The sequence below is a fragment of the Pseudomonas sp. FW305-20 genome, from assembly GCF_058788075.1.
Genome location: NZ_JBYTAJ010000013.1, coordinates 45186 through 64278, shown reverse-complemented (window position 1 = coordinate 64278; position 19093 = coordinate 45186). Strand labels below are relative to the sequence as shown.

The following is a 19093-nucleotide window of genomic DNA, read 5'->3' as shown; positions in this document are numbered from 1 at the left end:
TCGGTTTGAACGTGGGGGATTATGAACGGTTACGAACAATTTAGGGGTTATACGACCGAATTCGAGGGTGTTACACTTGCTTCCATACGTTTGGATTCTGTCGCCTCCAAGGGGCGAATGCCTATCATGAGACACCCAAGAAAAACAGCCAACGGAAGTGCTTTGGGGAGTAGATCTGGAGATCAGCTGGTGAGCCTATTCAACACGGCGCGGATTAACGTCGGTGCGCTTTATCGTATAAAGAAAAAATCAGGCTCGCTAGAAAGTATCGATCGTGCGTTACCAGCCCCGAAACAACCTTCGGCAGAATCCGTTCAGAGAAAGCAGACCCTACAAAGGCTCCAATCACTCGCGACACCGACACTGGCAAGAGCTTTTTGGCGGATCCACTCAGATCATTTACTTCCCCCCCTCTCAACCGCAAGATTTTAGCTCTTGGGGGATTCAGTTCCTCAGTGAGTGTTGATGGAGACCAGCAGCATTTTCCGCAACAAAGGGTCATGCCCTCTCGGCGACCAATCCTTGAAAAAATGGCTCTGTGATTCGCTTATACTAGGCCACGCAGGGACGGAGAGGTGGCTCGTGATGCCGATCCGGCATTTGCAAGCAAGCAATCAGATTGGTGTGCTGAACTCTGCACTGAAACTATGCACGCAGATTATTGACGCAGGCAGAGCAACCCCCCAAAGGATTCAAAAAGTGAGTGTATCGATGCATAAGGCAACACCGATCAATCCACATAGCAAGCATTCAGTTTCTCCGGTCACCTTGATTTCGTGTTTGTGGCGCCACCGCCGACTCACTCTACAAATGACAAAGAGAGAAGTAATCGGACGGTATCGCGGGTCAATGCTGGGTTTGGCATGGTCTTTTTTTAACCCGGTTCTGATGCTGTTGGTATACACCTTCTTCTTCGCGGTAGTGTTCAAATCGCGCTGGGGCACGGGCGGGACCGACAGCAAAACTGACTTTGCCGTTATATTGTTCGTAGGCATGATCGTTCACGGCTTGTTTTCAGAAATCCTGAATCGCTCTCCAAGGCTGATCCTGGATAATGCTAATTACGTCAAAAAAGTTGTATTCCCTATCGAAATACTTCCGGCCATCAGTATTGGCGTGGCACTTTTCCATGCGACGGTGAGTCTTGCTGTCTTATTGTTCGCCTTCTTGATTTTCAACGGCTTTGTTCAATGGACCGCTGTATTTATACCGTTGGTAATATTGCCACTCATCATACTCTCGCTGGGGGCGGCCTGGTTTCTTGCTTCACTGGGCGTGTATTTACGCGACGTGGCTCAAACTATTGGTCTTTTCACCACCGTGCTAATGTTTCTTTCCCCGGTTTTCTACCCTGCCACATCATTGCCTGAGGCGGTACGTCCATGGCTAATGATCAACCCACTCACCTTCATTATTGAGCAAGCACGGGAAGTGATGATATGGGGGAGACCCCCAAACTTTCAGGGTTTGGCGGTTTACACACTGTGCGCAGTCATCATTGCATGGCTAGGCTATATCTGGTTCCAGAAGACAAGAAAGGGGTTTGCTGATGTCCTCTAATGACTTAGCAATTTCGGTTGCGGGCGTCTCAAAGATTTATCATCTTTATGAAAAACCACAAGACCGACTGAAGCAAATTCTCTGGAAAGGCGCTACTAATCCCAGCGATGAATTCTGGGCACTGCGGGATATCAACTTTGATGTAAAGAAAGGCGAAACCGTCGGTATTGTGGGGCGTAACGGATCGGGCAAATCCACGCTATTGCAGATCATCTGCGGGACCCTTACTCCTTCGCATGGTCATGTAGAACGTCAAGGTCGTTTATCAGCTTTGCTTGAACTCGGCTCTGGTTTCAATCCAGAGTTTACAGGGCGCGAGAACGTTTACCTAAGTGCGTCGATATTGGGATTATCAAAAGAAGAAATTGATAATCGATTTGATAAAATCGCCGGTTTTGCTGACATTGGGCAGTTTATAGACAGTCCTGTAAAACACTACTCGAGCGGTATGTTTGCCAGGCTGGCATTTTCGGTGTCTGTTCACGTCGAACCCGAAATATTGATCGTCGATGAAATTCTTGCTGTCGGCGATGCAGCATTCCAGCGACGCTGCCTTTCGAAATTTTACGAAATACGTGATCGTGGTTGCACCATCCTTTTTGTATCACATGACCAGTATCAAGTTAAATCGGTTTGTGAGCGAGCGTTGTACCTCAAAGAAGGCCGACAAGTCATGTTCGGTCCTGCGCCTAGAGTCATCGATCAATACATGATCGAAATGGAAGCTCAGGTTGCTCAAAGTACCACCGCAGCATTCGCCGCCACGCTGGCAGCAGCTGCTGCTGAAAATCACGACACTTCAGATTCTGGAGAGTCAGATGCCGGCAAGCCAAAAAGTGTCGTCCCCAAAGCGACTCTGAATAACAGCGAATCTGCGGATCAGCTGTTTAAAATTACGGATGTCCGCCTGACTGACACCGAAGGCACTGCACTGGAGACCGTGACAACCGGGCAATCCGTGAGTGTGTGTTTCGATTTTGTCGCACTGGTTGATACACCGCCGGAAGAGATCAGTTTCGTCTTCAATCTATATAGACATGACGAGCTGTATCTATGTGGCGCTACCACATTGATGGACAAAATCCCGGCCTACCGTTCCTCAAGCGCAGGAACTGTATCGATTGACTTTGCAGATCTCCCTCTGCTGAGCGGTCAGTACAAATGGCGGGTAGCAATTAACGACAATGTTGGATTCATAACTTACGCAGAAGCAAAAAATGCGTGCTCGTTCCGTGTTGAAGATAACTTCAAAGCGGTTGGCATGTTAAGCCTTCCGCGACAGTGGAATTTTCAACCAACGATCTCAACAGTATTTGAATAGGCCACAAATGGAACGGTTAGATATCAACTCTGCTCCAGAGAGAGCGAACATAGAAGCGTCAATCCATTTCGCGAGATACTCGGTTGCCACGCCCTTTGTTAAAAACAAGCGAGTCCTGGATATCGCCTGCGGCGAGGGTTATGGAAGTTACCTTTTAAAGCAGGCCGGAGCCGAAGAGGTTGTCGGCGTAGATGTGTTCGTCGACGCAGTGAATCGCGCAACCCGTTCGTTTGGTGGTCCTGGGATCGAGTTTACTGCAGCTGACGCGACAACCATCGAAGAAAAGTTTCCGTCCGAGTATTTTGACGTAATCGTTTCGTGTGAAACCATTGAGCACATTGAAGATCCGGCAGCCTATTTGCAATCGCTGAAACGCGTCGCAAAGAAAGACGCGATCATTATCATTAGTTGCCCAAATGACTATTGGTATTTCCCGGAAGAACATCAGCGCAACCCGTACCACTTGCGCAAATACCGTTTCGAAGAGTTTCAACAGCTCGCCAGCAGCGTACTGGGAGACAACGTCAATTGGAGCATAGGAACCGCGGTCTTTGGATTCGGCTCAACGTCGCTGGATATTGAGCGAGACTATGAAACAGTTCCCGATAGCTGGATGAAATTCAACTCAGTCCAAGGTGCATACCTTGTAAATGGTGGTGAAAAACCGGAATTTAATACTGAGAACTGCAGCTATTATTTCGGCATCTGGAATGCACCTGAAATCACTAATGGTGCTGCAGTTTTCCCGATCAGTATGGACGCGTATGCGCGCATGGTTCATGCAATGGACGGGACGTTGCTTGTGGACGAAAGGTTGAAGGTGGACACTCTCCACCAGGGTTTGACGGCCATTCAAATGGAAGTTGATACGCTTAAGGCGGACTTGAGAAAAACACGACTTAATTATCAGGCAACGCTGACGGAAAACGAACTGGTAAAAGAAAGACTGCATGTGTTCAACTCCACTCAGCATGAGTTGAATGCAGTAGTACATGCGCTTCAGACCGAAGTGGCAAAAGTAACCGCAGAACGTGATCAAATGCGAGTCGGTTATTACCGTTATCTCCGTTTGGGAGGGCTGGTTCCTCGCCATGCTCGAACGTTGATAAAAAAGGTCTTCAGAATTGTTCGCAGGAACCCTAACTAATGAAAGTGCTAGGGCTGGATATCATCCCGGGGCTTTCGCGCGGGCTCTACGTTTATGACAATGCGCACGCTCTTCTGGCGTCTGATGCCTGGCGGGAAACGGGGCCGAACATCGGCAGTAGTGGTGAGAACCTAACGATCTCTTTCCTTTCGATGAACCGCTCGTCGCTCTCGATCAAGCTGCTCAAGACCATTGAAGAGTTCTTACCGCATTTCGCCGGTGAAGTGCTGATTATGGATAACGGCTCTTCGGCAGAAGAAATCGAGCGGATGCGCGAGGCGTGCAAAACGCTATCTTTCCGCACCCGTATTGTAGAGCTTGGGCAAAATTTCGGTGTTTCAGGCGGCCGTAATAGAACCATTCCACATGTCACGACGGAATGGCTGATGTGTCTCGACAACGATATCTACTTCACGATGAATCCGCTAAAGCAGATTCAGCATGATCTAGCGGTTCTTGGTTGTCATTTCATGAGCCTTCCCTTGCTGGACCCAGATGGTCAAACAATCTTCGCCAGGGGCGGTCACGTTTATGTGTCGTATGAAGAGGGCGAACTTCATATCGGTGCTGGAAGCGCTTCCCTGCAGACAAAAATACAGGACGTTATCAGTCAGCCATTCCTCGGGACGTTCCTGTTTGGTGGCGCTTGCGTCGTTAACAAGGACACGTTCGCTCGTGTCGGTAGTTATGACGAAGGTATGTTTGTTGGCTTCGAGGATATCGATTTCTCGGTGCGCCTGTTCCAGCAAGGCTACAAAGTCGGTTGCGCATCGGTATGCGCTTTGGTGCATGACCACCCAATGCCGGATTCAGACGCTGATCGCAACTATGAAAAAGAACGTTTTTCTCGCGGTGTTCTTCACAAGTCAGCGATGCACCTTGAGGCAAAACACGGTTTCAAGATCTGGGGTGATGCGGTAGATCATTGGGTTCAGTCACGGCACGATGAACTAGGGCTCAACAATGAAGCCGATCATATTTCCGCTCCCGTAAAGTTGGTACCGGAAGAGCATGAAAAGACGAAAATCGCACTGATCATCGATACAGATAACTGGGCGTTTGGAAATATCGCCCGGCAACTGGAACGCTACTTGAGTGATCAGTTCGATTTCGTTGTGATACCGATGGATATCATCGACAACATCGACAAAATATTCATGATGACCGAAGACTGTGACATCGTGCACTTCTTCTGGAGAGAGCATTTAACACTCATCGGCACGCCGTACTACAGAAGTTATGTTGAAAGCCTTGGCATGCCATATGAGCTGTTCCATGAGCGCTTTATTGCCACTAAAAAGCTCAGCACAAGTGTTTACGATCACCTGCTTCTGGAAGAAGAAGAACTCAGTGGTCGCGCCCATCTTTTTACCGATATCGTTGCTGGCTACACTGTGGGCTCTGAAAAGTTAAACCGTATTTATTCCGAAGTAAGCGGCTATCCGGAACCCACCCGCGTGATCGAGGATGGTGTCGACCTGACAAAATTCATGCCCATGAATATTGAACGCCTTAAAGAAGTCGGTCAACGTGAACTGGTGATTGGCTGGGTTGGAAACAGTCAGTGGGCGGCAGAGCTCGAAGACTTCAAAGGTGTGAATACGATCCTCAAGCCAGCAATTGAGCAGCTTCAGCAAGAAGGTTTTGCTGTAAAAAGTCTGTTCGCTGACCGACAGGATCAATTCATCCCCCATGACCAGATGCCTAACTACTACTCAAAGATCGACGTCTATGTGTGTACGTCGAAGATAGAAGGTACGCCTAACCCTGTTCTGGAATCGATGGCCTGCGGAGTACCGGTTATCAGTACTGATGTCGGCATCGTGCCGCAGGCATTCGGTGAATTGCAGAAGGCCTTTATCTTGCCTGAGAGAACAGTCGAAGCGCTCAAGGACAGTATCCGCAAGCTCGTCGAAGAGCCTGCGTTGTTGACCCGGCTTTCAACAGAAAACGTTGAAAGAATCAAAGAATGGGACTGGTCTATAAAGGCTGCAAAGTTTGGTCAGTACTTTGAAAGCCTTACAGCAATCGACAGCCGTACTTGAAAGCAGGGGAATGCCGCGGGTTCGGGTCAGCCTGCGGCATGCAAAACGGCTTGAGCATATGGTAGGCGCAGTCATTCCGGTATCGCAGTCTACCGGATATACCTGGCTTATCCGCTATCACACTCCTCAAAACGCTAATCGACATCGATCCCCCTACACGGAATATATGCAGTGAAAAAACCTCCATCGGCGACGAGTGACATCAGAGGAGCTAGCTTTGAAGGAAGATCTGATTCGTTCGAACTTTTCGGAGAAATGGCAGACACGCTCCTGTATTGGGTGAGCGAACTGCATCGCAAACTCATTGAGAACGGCGTCAAGCAGGTATTCTTTCTCTCCAGAGAGGGACAACCGCTCAAGCAAATGTTCGACTGCTACTGCGCTCGCGTGGGCGTCCCGATTCAGAGCCGTTACCTGGAGGTTTCTCGCAGATCAACGCTGCTGCCTTCTCTGAATGCGCTGAGCGAAGAGCGGTTCGAAACGCTTTTCCGGCAATATCGGCGAATGTCGCTGCTGGAGTTTCTTTCGAGCCTTGGGCTGGATGAGTTCTGCCCAGAGCTGTCAGCCTTGTTGGGCCTGACGACTGAACAGTCTAATCAAAGGCAAGAGGACTTCCCCGAAAGCGACCTCTTCTCCCGACTTAAGGCGTTGCCACGATTCATTGCGGTATATGACGAGCAACGGCTGAGTCGTCGAAAGGCATTTTGGCAGTATCTATCTGCCCTCTCGGAAGGTGATGTTCCCGAAAACCTAGTGGTCGTGGACGTCGGCTGGAAGGGCACGATTCAGGACAACCTTTACGCGCTGTTGTGCAAGGGACCGGCATCGCCAGTCAAATCAGTTACGGGCTACTACATCGGGCTTATAGCACCAGGGGCGGCAGGTTCTGCGAACCCCAAGCACGGTCTTCTGTTTTCCTCCATTGCAGGCCGTACGTCGCGGTTTCATGTCTTTAATGAAAATCGCGCCCTGTTCGAAATTCTCCTGGCAGCAGATCATGGTTCAGCGGCCAGCTACCAAATAGACACTAATGGTCGGGCTAGTGCCATCCATGACACGTTCCATGAGCAAGAGATGCTGGAGTCCCTGGTGTTCCCTGTTCAGCGTCACATCTTCGCTCGTTACAACCAGTTGCTGGACGCCATGACTCTGCAAGCTGGTGCGCAGTCGTTCGGTCTTGAGCAGATCGCTCGCAGCCACGCGCGCTTGGTTTTCCAACCTTCACAGTCCGAGATCGACTGGTTTTCTTCAGTATTTCATGTTGAAAACTACGGTGTGTTTGAGCGCTCTTTCTTTACCGGCGCGCACAAGGTCCCGAGCTTTTCTGATAGGTTGAAGTTCATGCTCACCGTCCTGAGGCGCAACGGACGAGGACTGCTTGGGTTCTGGCCATGGAAGAAGCTCGATGAGCGGGTTGGCCGCCCAATAGCCAACTTATATGGATTAATCCGCTATTTTCAGAAGTAATCATAAATTGAACGATAGAAGAATTTGCTTTCTCGTAGGCTCGATGGCTATTAGCGGTGGCACTTACGTCATCATTCAACATGCCAGCTACCTGCGTAATCATGGATATGACGTAACACTGGCAGTTCAGGAGCCTTTTTCGGCGTCGACGCTTTCCTGGCATGACGAAGCGCCGAAGCTTCGTTGTCTGCCCATAGAAGAGGCCAAGCAAGAGTCTTTCGATCTGGTCATCGCCACATGGTGGAAAACCGCTTTTGAGCTTGGCAACTTCGACGCCAGAAGATATGCGTATTTCGTCCAGTCGATCGAGTCCAGGTTTTATCCTGAATCGGAAGGGCCATTGCGCGCTTTGGTTGACGCTACCTACCACTTCCCGATCGAATACGTAACTGAAGCTACGTGGATCCAGCATTACCTGAAAGACGATTTCGATCGGGATACCACTCTGGTACGCAACGGTGTACGCAAGGATGTGTACTCACAAACGGGTGTCACAAGCGCTCCTCGTCCTACTGATGCGCAACCCAGAATTCTCGTGGAGGGACATTTTGGTGTCTCCTTCAAAAATACGGCCTTGGGTGTTCGATTAGCCAGAGAAGCCGGCGCGAAAGACATCTGGGTTCTGACGGGCTCCCCCATCAAGTGGCTTCCGGGAGTCTCGCGGGTGTTTTCCCGGGTCCCCATGGTCAAGACTGCCGAAATTTATCGCTCTTGCGATATTTTGATCAAGCTCAGTACGGTTGAAGGAATGTTTGGTCCGCCGCTCGAGCTGTTTCACTGTGGCGGCACCGCCGTAGTCTTTGATGTTTCCGGACATGACGAATATATCGTTAACGGAAAAAATGCGGTCGTAGTCTCCACGGGTGACACTGACGGCGTCGTCAGTGTCCTGAAAAAACTCATATGCGACCGTACTGAGCTTTCACGGCTTCAGGAAGGAGCGCGCCAGACGGCCGACATTTGGCCTTCCTGGCATGACTCTTCGACTCTCTTCTGCGAATGGGTAGAGAAGAGCCTGGAAGGTCCGCCCATGGAAAAATCTGTTTTTACAGAGTTGACTGTAAAGGCGTTCAATGAGTACTCAGTTCAAGAAAAGCAGCGCCTCAGTGCAAATCGTTGGGTCGTTCGCCGTCATAAACTCAGTGAACTTGCCGCCAAACTTCCCGCATGGCTCAAGCTTCGGATCAAACAGCTGGAAGCAGTGGCTGAAGTGATTTTTGGTGGGCGAAAAGTACGATGATCTACAAAATCAAGACAGTTGATGTCTGGGACACCTTGCTTAGAAGAGATTGCCACCCCGAATGCATCAAGCTGGCGACTGCCGCTCATGTATTTTTCGAGCTGTCTGGATACTTCAAACCGCTGTACACGGGTTATTGGGATATCTATCAGGCACGGGTGGATACAGAAGCCCGTCTGGCGAAGACAGCTCGAGAAGCAAACAAGGACGAAGAGTACGAAATCGTTCATGTGCTCAAGGAATGGCTGGAAACCATTTTGCTCTCTTCCTTCGATGAGAGTCTGCCCCAGCGCTTTGCCGACTATGAGCTTTCAGTAGAAGTGCGTCGTACTTTTCAGGATCCGGATATCGAAGAGTTTCTCAAGCAGCACTCTGCCGAAAGAACGATATTCCTCTCTGATTTCTACATGACCTCTGACATGCTCAAACACTTGCTCGAGCAGAAGGGCCTCAGTCATCTCTTTGAGGATGGCGTGAGCTCGTGTGACGTGGGCTTGAATAAACGTTCAGGAACGCTGTTTAAGCATGTGCACGAGGTCTACGGGATCACTCCTCCCGAACATGTGCATGTAGGCGATCACCCTTGGTCGGATGTAGAGTCCCCTGCGCAACTGGGTGTTACCGGCATATCATTCGTGCCGGACAAATCTCACGCGGCCAGGAAAGAGCGAGAGAGTCTGTTTGCTTCGCGTGAGGCGCTGTTCCAGCATCTTCGACAGCTCAGTATCCTAGCAGTGGAGCCGTCAATACCTGCCCGGCAAAAGACTGAAGCGGCAGCGTTTCGCTTCGGAATAGAGGCCGCTCCACTGTTCTTGGGCTTTGCCTTGTGGATTGCCGAGCAAGCAGTCGCTGAGCGTCTGGATCGAGTCTTCTTTCTTACCCGAGAAGGCGAGTTTTTCCGCCGTATATACGAAATTATCTTTCCAGATCAGACCCTTTTTGGGCATCAATTGCCAGCCTATGCAGAGCTTGAGGTCAGTCGACTTTCTACGTTCGTCGCTTCAATGGAAGAAGTTTCGAATGATGAGTTCAATCGTATTTGGCGCCTGAACCGCTCGCAAAAGGTTTCCGGGCTGTTTTCCACATTGGGTCTGGAATGCGCGGACTTTGCTGATCTTTTATCTGAGGTTGGGTTAGAGGCTTCGGATGTTGTTGAGCGCCCTGATGAAAACGAGTCATTAAGCAAGCTGATCCGGGCGCCGGCATTCACGGCTGCCGTAAACAAAAAGATACTGGAACAACGTGAGCTATTGAATGAATACCTTACAGAAAAAGGTATTTCACAGAAGGACAAAGTCGGCCTGGTTGATATTGGCTGGCGCGGGACAATCCAGGACAATCTTGCGCGGATTAAGCCTGATACACACTTTCACGGGATGTATCTTGGCTTGCGAAAGATGCTAAATCCCCAAGCGTCGAATGTTTCAAAGCGCGCCTACGGTGCTGATGAACGGGTTGATGCTGATACAGGCAAGCTGTTTGAAGCGTTTGCTGTCCTTGAAATGCTGTGCACATCAAACATGGGCAGCACGGAGAAGTACGTAAGGTCGCAAGGGAAGGTTACCGCGTATCGCAACGTATCAGCCGAGGAAAATAGTTCCCACAGTGAATTTTCCGTTCACTTCCAGGAGGGTGTCGCACTGGCTGCCCAAGTATGGGGACCGTATCTGGAGCGTTATGTAGTGAGCTCCTCGGAACTGCGTGCGTCGGCTGTGCATGTCTGGAAAAAACTCAGTGTCAATCCGGATGCTGACCTGGCAAAAATATTCATCCATACACCTCAACACGACGTTTTTGGCTTCGGTGATATCTTCCAGAAGAATCAGGCTCCGGCACTATCTACGATTTTTCTCTCCCCATTCAGTAGCACTGCACGTCGACAGGTGATGGACTACATCCGTCGAGTTCAATGGACCTCTGGAATCAAGCATCTCAATGGAATTGGTCTCGTGCACAAGGCCGTGCTTATTGCTCTCTTCACTGTGGCCAACGCGGTCAAACGTTATCGGATGAAGTCTCGTAAAAGATAGGTGATTAAGCTTGCCTACAGGGAGTAACCGGCAATCTCGCCCCTAAGGATGAGATTGCTGGGTTGCGTCCAACAAGGTGTGACTACCCGCCACCTACTCGAGCGCTTGTCGCATGCGCAGACAGTGGCCGACTACGAAACACTACTATCTTCGAACTGCTCGTCAGAAATGCCACAGAAAAAGCTGACTCACCTTAGGGTAAGTGGGGACCGTGGATAGGATTTGCTCGATGGCGCGCTGAGTATCGGATGAATGCTACGGGCTGATAAACTTGTGCTCCCGTTCTGCTGTGAGCACTGCCCTCCCCCGGAATGGAGTTGCCAAGCTCCCACTCTTAGCGGAACGACTCGGTTGAATAGAGAACAGTTAATGTCAGATAAACAAAAAATTCACGGCCTGGACTATGCACGCGCCATTTTCTCGATCTTCGTCGTGCTATGGCACTTCCACGTTGCCGGAACTTCGACCATTTTCAATTCGGTGACAAATTCTCCATATAGTCCAAGCGCCTCAGACATAATCAATTTCAACGTCTTTCTACAAGCAGTTCCTTTCTTTATTCTTGCCTCGTGCTACCTGTACGCGGAAACCGCCACATCGATTCGCTATCTTGGCCGTCGCATCGTGAGAATCGGCACACTGATCGTGTTCTGGGCGGTGGCCTATCATCTTTTTTATGGAGGAGCAGATGGGCTGATCCAGGCTATTGGTAAGTTGAATGAACGTCCGGTCTACCAAACCGTGACCGCGCTTGAGACATACTCATTCTTTGTTGGCCTTCTAATCTCCGTCGCCCTTTCCGCTCTCGCGGTTTACTGCAACTTAGCGATACTAATACTCTGGGTTGTGCTCGGCTCAACGGCTGTCTGCTACTTTCAATGGCAGACCATCGTGCAAGGAACTATCTGGACTGGATCTTTCTGGAATCCTTTAAATTACGTAGCATATCCGGCCGCCGCTGCGTTGGTCTATAGGCTTACTAAATCGCCCTCTGCACTAAAATTCCTCGGATGGGCCTCAGTCATACTTTTTATAATATCCACTACTCTAGAATGGAGATTTCTGGTTAATCCGTCGTTCTTTCCCGGTCAAGGATATAATCTGCCGGCTTATACGCGGCTCTCATCGATGCTCTTTGTCATCTTTGCGCTGATTCTCTGTTTGAAGGTCTCTCGACCAGCAGGCCCGATCGTTCAGTTCATGTCCAGAAACTCGCTCGGTCTGTACTGCATTCATCCATTTTTGTTGGCACCGCTGAACAGGTTGGATCTGCCGCTTTGGGTAAGGGCGGTAGTGGCAATCGCGGCAACGTATGCAATAGTTATCGTGCTCAGAAGGTTCTTCCTTAGGGAGGAAGTCTTGGCGTAACCGATGCCAGTACATTTGGGACGGGAGGTAGGGGTCCATCGATATTGAGTGGCCAGCCTACTGTTCGGGTAGCTCACGCGTGGTACCGCATCCAACCGTCCAGACCCTGGCTGAGTCCTGGTAAGGCCTCAACGGAAAATCTTGAAGGACTTGGTCAGACTCACGCCCTTTTGCGAAGTGCGCATTGCTTTTTCTTCAGGTAAAAAGTGCCGGCTACTGCCGGCGCCCTGGGAGGATCCGCAGCAACTGCTGCGCAGTGATGGGTGTGGGTGTCCTTGGGGAGACTCCCTAGAAAGAGGCACTGCTTTACGATCAGGTGATACTATGTATGCTTATAAAAACCGTAAAGGAATGGTCAAATACCGTGACTAAACATGTTCCATTTGGAGAGAGAAGCTTATGGGCCCTCCTCCTTTCGCTGCCAATTGCATATTTGTTTACTTCAATTCTTGCGCCTTACTTCCTAACGCTATTCTTTAGCGGAATCCTGGTTGATGTAGAAATAAATGCCACGGGCAAAAAAAACGACTTATCACTTGGCGCAGAAGTATGGATGGAAAAACCAATTTTCATTGAGAAAATACCAATCGGATGGGAGTCGAGAGGCGATAGACTTGTATCATATATCCCACCATACGGACCACTTAAGCTTTCCATCCCATCGAATAGCCAAGGGATAACTTTTATAAAGCAAAACAGATCTGGATCAGTAAAAATAACTTACGGACCATCAAAAATAACGATTGATCTTTATAGCCCTACAGAAGTACCAACGAAACTGACAGGTTACGAATTCCTCACTGGATCAAGCCTTGTTTACAAAACCCTAACACCATCAATTTTTATCGTTATATTAATAGCCGCATTTACTTCTATACTTACGGTATTACGAAGGGATTCAGCGCTAGCCATTATTATTGATAGACCTGCAGAATCAAAAAACACAAGGTATGAACCTAGACTTGACCATCTTAGATTCATAGCCGCCTCCATGGTGATTTTCTATCACTGCTTTACTGACAACTTTGGACTCGGCCATAGCACATACAACCCTTTACTCGGCCTGGTTGAGCAGGGTCATATGGGGGTCGGGTTATTCATGGTACTTAGTGGCTACCTACTGACAAAGATCGCATCAGGAAAAGAGTTGAATTATTTTGATTTTATAAAAAACAGGGTCATAAGAATTTACCCTCTATATATTTTTTGCGTATTGATAATGCTTTGCGGGTGGAGCTCAGAATATTCTTTTACTCAAGCACTGAGTATGTTTTTTCCATTTATAAATGCATTGCAAGGCGTACAGCTTCCAATGTTTGCACACCTATGGACAATAGCCGTCGAGTTTCAATTCTATCTGATCTTCCCATTCCTGGTATTGTTTCTAGATAGATCAGGCTCCCGCTTCATTATTGGAATGCTCGTATTAACCATATTTTTCAAGTATCTAATGTGGTTCAAAATAGGTTCTGTAACAAACGTTGCATACATGACACTTCTGGGGCGAATAGATCAGTTTCTTATCGGAATGGCTGCAGCTTATCTTGCAAAAAAATACATCTCAACAAAACAGATTTCTACAAGGTGGCTTGTAGCGGCGATAGCCGTATCGGCAAGTAATATCAGTATTTTCTGTGGCTATAAGGGTTTGATTGGCATGAATCAATCCTGGCTCATGGCATTTTGGCCGTCTATAGAGGCTGTGATGTGGGCAATATTAATTGTCAGTTACTCACACGCGCGTATCCGTATACCCGAGGCACTCGATGTTAGCCTTGCACGCCTAGGCCAACTCAGCTTCTCCATGTACTGTATGCACTACGTTGTTATCCCATTCACAAATTCTCACTTCGTAGATCTCGGAGCGACTCGTGGTAGTGTTGCCGACATTCTAATGCAAACAGCATTTTTAACTGTTCCAGCTATTATCATCTTTTCTATGCTGACCTATGGAATTATTGAGAAGCCATTCTTCTCGCTAAGGAGTAAGTACGCGACAGGACTCAAGGTGGAAAAGGTTCTCCATCCTGAAAGCGTATCGTAGCGGGATAGAAAACATCCCTCGACGGGGAGGCCAGCTGGAAGGCGTGTAATCCCCCGCGAAGAAACGAGTGTACGAGTGATGAAAGATCCAGATCGAGAGCGGGCCAGCCAGCCGATCTAGATGTGGGTGAAAACCGGTAAGGTTATCACGGCTACCTGATGACCGATGATACGCTGGCTATAATACTTTGGGCGGGTAGCTTGGTGTCGAACGTGGGTACGTGCGCGGCATGGCGGTGCGCTAACCGAAGCCGGTTATTTGCCGATCGAAAACAATGTGGGAGAACGGATGATCAAGCCCTCTGTGATCGAGTGCAAAAACTGGTTGTTCAGCGATACGCCCAAAAGCTGATGACCAGCGCTCAACTTTGTGGATTAGTCGATATGGTTAAAGCCAACGCCAAGAACTCTTTACGTGGTTACGCCAGGCACTTGAGCATATACCGAAAACCTCAAGCGTAGAGGACTTCAAGGCATTGCCGCCGTGGCGGCTGCACACCGAAGATCTCAAGATAGCAATAGATCCTCCGCCCTAAATATGGGGCTCATAAAGAGTTTACCTACGATCGACTCGCGACGGCAATTCCTAACATGATTAGAGAAATCCCAACAAAATACTGCGTACTAAAGCGCTCATCGAACACAATATGACTGCCAATAGGCACCAAAACAAACGCCAATGCCATCACTGGATAGACGCGGCCTAATTCGATCTTTTGTAAGATCCAGACCCACGCTACGGATGTGATCGCATAAAGCAACATTGCGCTGAACAACGCCGCCAAAGCACGAAATGTGAAAAAAGTTCCGCTAGCTGCCAACGCAGCTGCACTGACCTTGAAAAGAATCTGGCCAATCGCCAGGCCCATAACGCAAAGTACCGCCCAAATATATAGCATGTCAGCCCTATGGCACTTCCGGTTTCTCAACAATGGCATGAAACGCGACGAAAAGATTTAAATCCATTGAGGCCAATTTGCATGGCCACCATGACTCGCGTGCGTTGGGAAAATAGTGCCGCATTAATGCAACCAAGTTATTGCACGGATTAACATGTTCTCTCGCCATTACATAATCGTAGGCAATATTCTGTGCTATCGCACTCTTGCGTGGCCCCAGTGTCCTGCCAAGTCGCCATGCTATGCCTGGATCTGTCGGAATCAATATCGACAACGTTCCACCCGGCTTCAAGACTCTACGCCATTCCTTGAGCGCAAGATGGGGATAATAGATATGTTCGAGAACATGGGTCGCAATAAGCCGGTCGTAGCTATTATCTTCAGCATCTATTCTACTTCCCTGCTGCACAGAGAAAGTCAAACGTCCCTTATGGCGGGCTGAGGCCTTTCCAGACGCCACCTCCAGAGTTCTGGCGTCCATATCCGTTAGTACATACTCATCGAAATCATGCTGCACGAAAGCAAGATGCTCTCCCGTCCCCGCACCAATTTCCAATACCCGATTGAATTTCACACTCTCGCAAAATGGACTTTCGGTCAACTTATGACTAGCCCGCATTACAAATGACTGCAATGGACTGCCATAGTTGCTATCGTCATACACATCAGCAAAGCGTGCTCGGTAGTCAAGCCATTCTTTATCTTCATTCTGCAATTTCTTTCTCCAAACTTTTAGTCATCGCAACCTTCTTGTCACGATGAAATGGCCTATCTGGAACCGATCGAATATCCTGCCCCAGAAATGCAAGAACTAATTGCAAACCCACAATAAAAGGTAATGCTGACAACATCACCGTTCCAGGCGAAGACTGCAAACCCGTATCGACGGACCGCACCCAACTATGAGTTCCGAACACAACCCCAAATAGCAGCAGCGAGCAGCCAACGGGCAGTTCTATAGATGCCAGGGACATGTCCCGGAGGTAGTAATTATAAAAAATCCGCTTGAAGAAGTTTCTGACATGCTTAATCAGGAATTCCCCGACCACCGCAGAAATTTTTAAATTACTGACCTCATCACCATATTTTGCTTCCATCGGCACATCGACAACCACAGCGCGCAGGGTGTTTAACCTGAACAACATGTCCGTCTCGAAGAAGTACCTTCGACTGATTTTTTTCATTGGAAGGTAGCGGACTACGTCGCGATGGATGGCGGTATAGCCATTCGTGGGATCAAAGAGATTCCAATATCCAGACGACAGTTTTGCCATGAACGACAATACAGCATTCCCGAACAACCGCATTTTCGGCATTGCCTGAACTTTCTCTAGATCAAAAAAACGGTTTCCTTTAGTGTAGTCAGCCTCGCCATTCAATATAGGCTCAACAAAATCGGTGATCAATCCCGGGTCCATTTGCCCATCACCATCGAGTTTGACAATGATGTCCATGCCATCGGCAACCGCAGCCTCATAGCCGGTCATGACAGCACCGCCTACACCCTGATTAATCTCATGCCGCAACACCCTGACACGAGAGTCGGAGCAAAATTTCTCAACAAACGCGCCGGTTTGTTCAGGGCAACAGTCATCAACAATATATATACGGCACACCTCATCGCCAATACTGCTTATCACATCAAGCACGTGCCCCCGCACCTTATAGCAGGGAATAACGACCGCAATATTATGATACATGCGCATTTAATAACTCATTCTTTTCAGCAGTACCGTTCCGACCAAAGGAAAGCCCCAAGGCCATAAAAAATACGAGAAGCGACATCACCACCGAAGGCCAAAGATATCGATAGTCCTGTGCTCCCATTAATAGAGTCAAACTCATCAAATTACATAATAAAGGGGCAAACAGTAACCACACCGCAGGTTGCGATCTAATGGCAATGATACACATCGAAATCAAACCGATAAGTGTGTACAAAGCAGGCCGGGTATACACTGTACTTCGCTGAACGAAATTCTGATTCAGCTCATCTATCCGGCTTTTCAAGGCAGGCAGAAGCGAATGCGATTGCAACCCAAGTTCCCGCTGCTCCGGCATGCTGGTTATCTCAGCTGGCGAAATGCTGAGCCATTCGTCGTCGCGACCACCAATTCGCCAGATTAGCCCTGTCACGCAAGTCTGGTGCTTCAAAAAGACCAACGGGTAATTCCATATTGCTTTTAAAGCCAACGAATTCAGCTCGGAAGTGTGTTCACCTAAGAAACTCCATTCCTTACGAAGCTCTGGGTGCCAGAATAAAGGCACAACCGACTCGCATTTATAATTCTCACGCCATTCTTGCGCTGGAAGCAATCTCTCGAGAAGTTGCCTGTCGTCTGATTCCCACTCCACCCCTGCAGTTTCCATTGAACCCAAAACATGCATCGCAACGATGGCGCGATACTGTGGCAAAATAGGCGATACATTCAATACGGTCAGAAGCAAGGTCTTTATCATCAAAAAAATCGCGATCTGCGAAATCAACGTAACACCTACCCGGAGGCGCGTCTGACCTGCCTTCGCGAAAAAAAGCAAAGCTGCAAAAAATATGACACTTATTAATATGCCGTTATGACGCATGGCAATAATAAGCACACCCGCCATCCCCATCAGAAATAGAGAGTCAAGCCTCAGCGTCATCCCGCGACGTACTTCACGCGCCGCCAAGGCGCTAAGAAGGATTACACCTGCGGTAAACGGAACATCTTTCCATAAGGTTGTGACAATAAGAAAGGTTGCTGGAAAAAGAGGAAATAGCAACGCCGCGAGAGCAATGACTCGTGGAGAAGCGCCCCATGCCAAGCACTCTTTAAAGAAAAACCATGTAGCACTGGTAAATATCAATATTTGCAGTATAACTGCGGATTGCGGCTGCGGATAAACATCGAACGCTAACTTATACAGTTGAGTTGAAAGAATGGGATGTGAATCGTTGTACTGACCCGAAACTATCTGCCCCCATTGATTTATCGAGTCCGGCGACATTTGACCTGGCCAATATGCAGCTAAAACCAAGCCATATACGGTCAGGCTGGATAATACAATCCACGCATGCATCCAGGCACTGCCCGACGAAGCGCGACTGGCTGGTGATACTGCTCGACGCCCGAGAACCAGCAGGAGTATGAAAAATGCGACGAATGCAATCCCAAACGGTTTGGCGGCAGAAATAGCGTTTGCCCACAGACTTAACTGCATTGGTGCGATTTTTCTGAGATCGACCTCAATCATGCCTTGATTTGGGGAATACAAATCAATGCGATGCCCTACCTGTCCATACTTGACTTCGACTATTCCAGAGTACTCACTCGTTGCAAATCTCAGGAATTTATCCGATTTAAGCGCTAATGCTGATTGCATGACAGCGGGTTGATTTCGAAACGAGACCAACGAGTTGTACTTAGTCTCCCAACCGGGATCCTTGCGAACAATCTTTGCCTCTAATCTTTCGGAGTCAGTCGCGCGTATCCAGACCTCTGCCGACTTTGCGTCCGGATTGTGCTCACCCGTGGCCACGATCGTCAGGTCCGTTGCCGCCTCCTCCTCAGAAAAAGAGACCGGTAGCATAATGACGAAAAGAAGCGAAAAAAGGGCTGACATAATTCCAGCTTTTACTGCAGACAACACGAACAATTTGTTCATTCCTTTTGCAGTCTCATTGAGTCAGACCAATCAAATCAGCTTTCGGAGCTCTTATTCTTTGTACGGACGCCGCGATGCCTTCGCGGCTACCTGACCAACCAGTTTGATGTGTCAAAGCGGACGAATTTCCGATAAAAGTGAGATCGGGGCAGAGAACAGGGAAACTATCAGGACAGATTGATGCTGTCAAAATAGCACTGCTGGAAGAATCGAAAACGATGACAGCATCCACAAAAACGGTGATGTCAGTGCACTACGTCTGTCCTGCGGCCTAACGGCAATCCCTTCCTGAAAAAGTACTCGTCAGGAGTAGAATTTTCTGCTGATC

The 19093-nt window shown here is 48.7% G+C and carries 13 protein-coding genes and 1 pseudogene; 10 read left to right on the top strand and 4 right to left on the bottom strand.

Features of this window, described 5'->3' with window-relative positions:
• Positions 1 to 729 precede the first annotated feature (729 nt).
• From AC3WP4_RS13585 to AC3WP4_RS13540, 10 genes and pseudogenes are all read left to right on the top strand, one after another.
• On the top strand, positions 730 to 1560 hold the full coding sequence (locus tag AC3WP4_RS13585; RefSeq protein WP_256581137.1) for an ABC transporter permease: 831 nt from the start codon (positions 730 to 732) through the stop codon (positions 1558 to 1560).
• Positions 1550 to 2881: an ABC transporter ATP-binding protein gene (locus AC3WP4_RS13580; RefSeq protein WP_102614625.1), complete on the top strand. Its 1332-nt coding sequence runs from the start codon at positions 1550 to 1552 to the stop codon at positions 2879 to 2881. The genes AC3WP4_RS13585 and AC3WP4_RS13580 overlap by 11 nt, the downstream gene beginning before the upstream one ends.
• Before the next feature lie 7 nt (positions 2882 to 2888).
• Positions 2889 to 4028 carry a class I SAM-dependent methyltransferase gene (locus AC3WP4_RS13575; protein WP_102614626.1) on the top strand — a complete coding sequence of 380 codons (1140 nt, stop codon included), beginning with the start codon at positions 2889 to 2891 and terminating at the stop codon, positions 4026 to 4028.
• Positions 4028 to 6073, top strand: coding sequence for a glycosyltransferase (locus AC3WP4_RS13570; RefSeq protein ID WP_102614627.1), 2046 nt, complete (start codon positions 4028 to 4030; stop codon positions 6071 to 6073). The genes AC3WP4_RS13575 and AC3WP4_RS13570 overlap by 1 nt, the downstream gene beginning before the upstream one ends.
• Before the next feature lie 171 nt (positions 6074 to 6244).
• Positions 6245 to 7540 (top strand): hypothetical protein, encoded by a 1296-nt coding sequence (locus tag AC3WP4_RS13565; RefSeq protein WP_256581133.1) that lies wholly within the window; start codon positions 6245 to 6247, stop codon positions 7538 to 7540.
• Positions 7541 to 7583: 43 nt separating this feature from the next.
• Positions 7584 to 8780 carry a glycosyltransferase gene (locus tag AC3WP4_RS13560; RefSeq protein WP_102614628.1) on the top strand — a complete coding sequence of 399 codons (1197 nt, stop codon included), beginning with the start codon at positions 7584 to 7586 and terminating at the stop codon, positions 8778 to 8780.
• Positions 8777 to 10810, top strand: a complete 2034-nt coding sequence (locus tag AC3WP4_RS13555) for an HAD family hydrolase (RefSeq protein ID WP_102614629.1) — start codon at positions 8777 to 8779, stop codon at positions 10808 to 10810. Before AC3WP4_RS13560 ends, AC3WP4_RS13555 begins: the two co-directional genes overlap by 4 nt.
• A gap of 369 nt (positions 10811 to 11179) precedes the next feature.
• Positions 11180 to 12178 (top strand): acyltransferase family protein, encoded by a 999-nt coding sequence (locus AC3WP4_RS13550; RefSeq protein ID WP_158242622.1) that lies wholly within the window; start codon positions 11180 to 11182, stop codon positions 12176 to 12178.
• Positions 12179 to 12506: 328 nt separating this feature from the next.
• Positions 12507 to 14222 (top strand): acyltransferase family protein, encoded by a 1716-nt coding sequence (locus tag AC3WP4_RS13545; RefSeq protein ID WP_102614631.1) that lies wholly within the window; start codon positions 12507 to 12509, stop codon positions 14220 to 14222.
• 252 nt (positions 14223 to 14474) lie between these two features.
• A pseudogene (locus AC3WP4_RS13540) lies at positions 14475 to 14757 on the top strand (IS66 family transposase); the annotation flags it as partial.
• Positions 14758 to 14781: 24 nt separating this feature from the next.
• Here AC3WP4_RS13540 and AC3WP4_RS13535 read toward each other — a convergent pair.
• The 4 genes from AC3WP4_RS13535 to AC3WP4_RS13520 are packed head-to-tail and all read right to left on the bottom strand — an operon-like array spanning position 14782 to position 18765.
• The gene (locus AC3WP4_RS13535) at positions 14782 to 15090 is read right to left on the bottom strand and encodes a DMT family transporter (protein WP_256581132.1); all 309 of its coding nucleotides are present in this window, start codon (positions 15088 to 15090) and stop codon (positions 14782 to 14784) included.
• Between the two features lie 37 nt (positions 15091 to 15127).
• Positions 15128 to 15835 (bottom strand): class I SAM-dependent methyltransferase, encoded by a 708-nt coding sequence (locus AC3WP4_RS13530; protein WP_102614633.1) that lies wholly within the window; start codon positions 15833 to 15835, stop codon positions 15128 to 15130.
• Positions 15825 to 16826, bottom strand: a complete 1002-nt coding sequence (locus AC3WP4_RS13525; protein ID WP_102614634.1) for a glycosyltransferase family 2 protein — start codon at positions 16824 to 16826, stop codon at positions 15825 to 15827. Before AC3WP4_RS13525 ends, AC3WP4_RS13530 begins: the two co-directional genes overlap by 11 nt.
• Positions 16810 to 18765, bottom strand: coding sequence for a hypothetical protein (locus AC3WP4_RS13520; RefSeq protein ID WP_102614635.1), 1956 nt, complete (start codon positions 18763 to 18765; stop codon positions 16810 to 16812). Before AC3WP4_RS13520 ends, AC3WP4_RS13525 begins: the two co-directional genes overlap by 17 nt.
• Positions 18766 to 19093 lie beyond the last annotated feature (328 nt).

Bases quoted from the DNA above. Each gene is read 5' to 3' on its own strand.
- AC3WP4_RS13545 (WP_102614631.1), top strand. From the start codon at position 12,507: ATGCTTATAAAAACCGTAAAGGAATGGTCAAATACCGTGACTAAACAT.
- AC3WP4_RS13560 (WP_102614628.1), top strand. From the start codon at position 7,584: ATGGCTATTAGCGGTGGCACTTACGTCATCATTCAACATGCCAGCTAC.
- AC3WP4_RS13520 (WP_102614635.1), bottom strand. From the start codon at position 18,765: ATGAACAAATTGTTCGTGTTGTCTGCAGTAAAAGCTGGAATTATGTCA.
- AC3WP4_RS13550 (WP_158242622.1), top strand. From the start codon at position 11,180: ATGTCAGATAAACAAAAAATTCACGGCCTGGACTATGCACGCGCCATT.
- AC3WP4_RS13575 (WP_102614626.1), top strand. From the start codon at position 2,889: ATGGAACGGTTAGATATCAACTCTGCTCCAGAGAGAGCGAACATAGAA.
- AC3WP4_RS13555 (WP_102614629.1), top strand. From the start codon at position 8,777: ATGATCTACAAAATCAAGACAGTTGATGTCTGGGACACCTTGCTTAGA.
- AC3WP4_RS13580 (WP_102614625.1), top strand. From the start codon at position 1,550: ATGTCCTCTAATGACTTAGCAATTTCGGTTGCGGGCGTCTCAAAGATT.
- AC3WP4_RS13535 (WP_256581132.1), bottom strand. From the start codon at position 15,090: ATGGGCCTGGCGATTGGCCAGATTCTTTTCAAGGTCAGTGCAGCTGCG.
- AC3WP4_RS13525 (WP_102614634.1), bottom strand. From the start codon at position 16,826: ATGCGCATGTATCATAATATTGCGGTCGTTATTCCCTGCTATAAGGTG.
- AC3WP4_RS13570 (WP_102614627.1), top strand. From the start codon at position 4,028: ATGAAAGTGCTAGGGCTGGATATCATCCCGGGGCTTTCGCGCGGGCTC.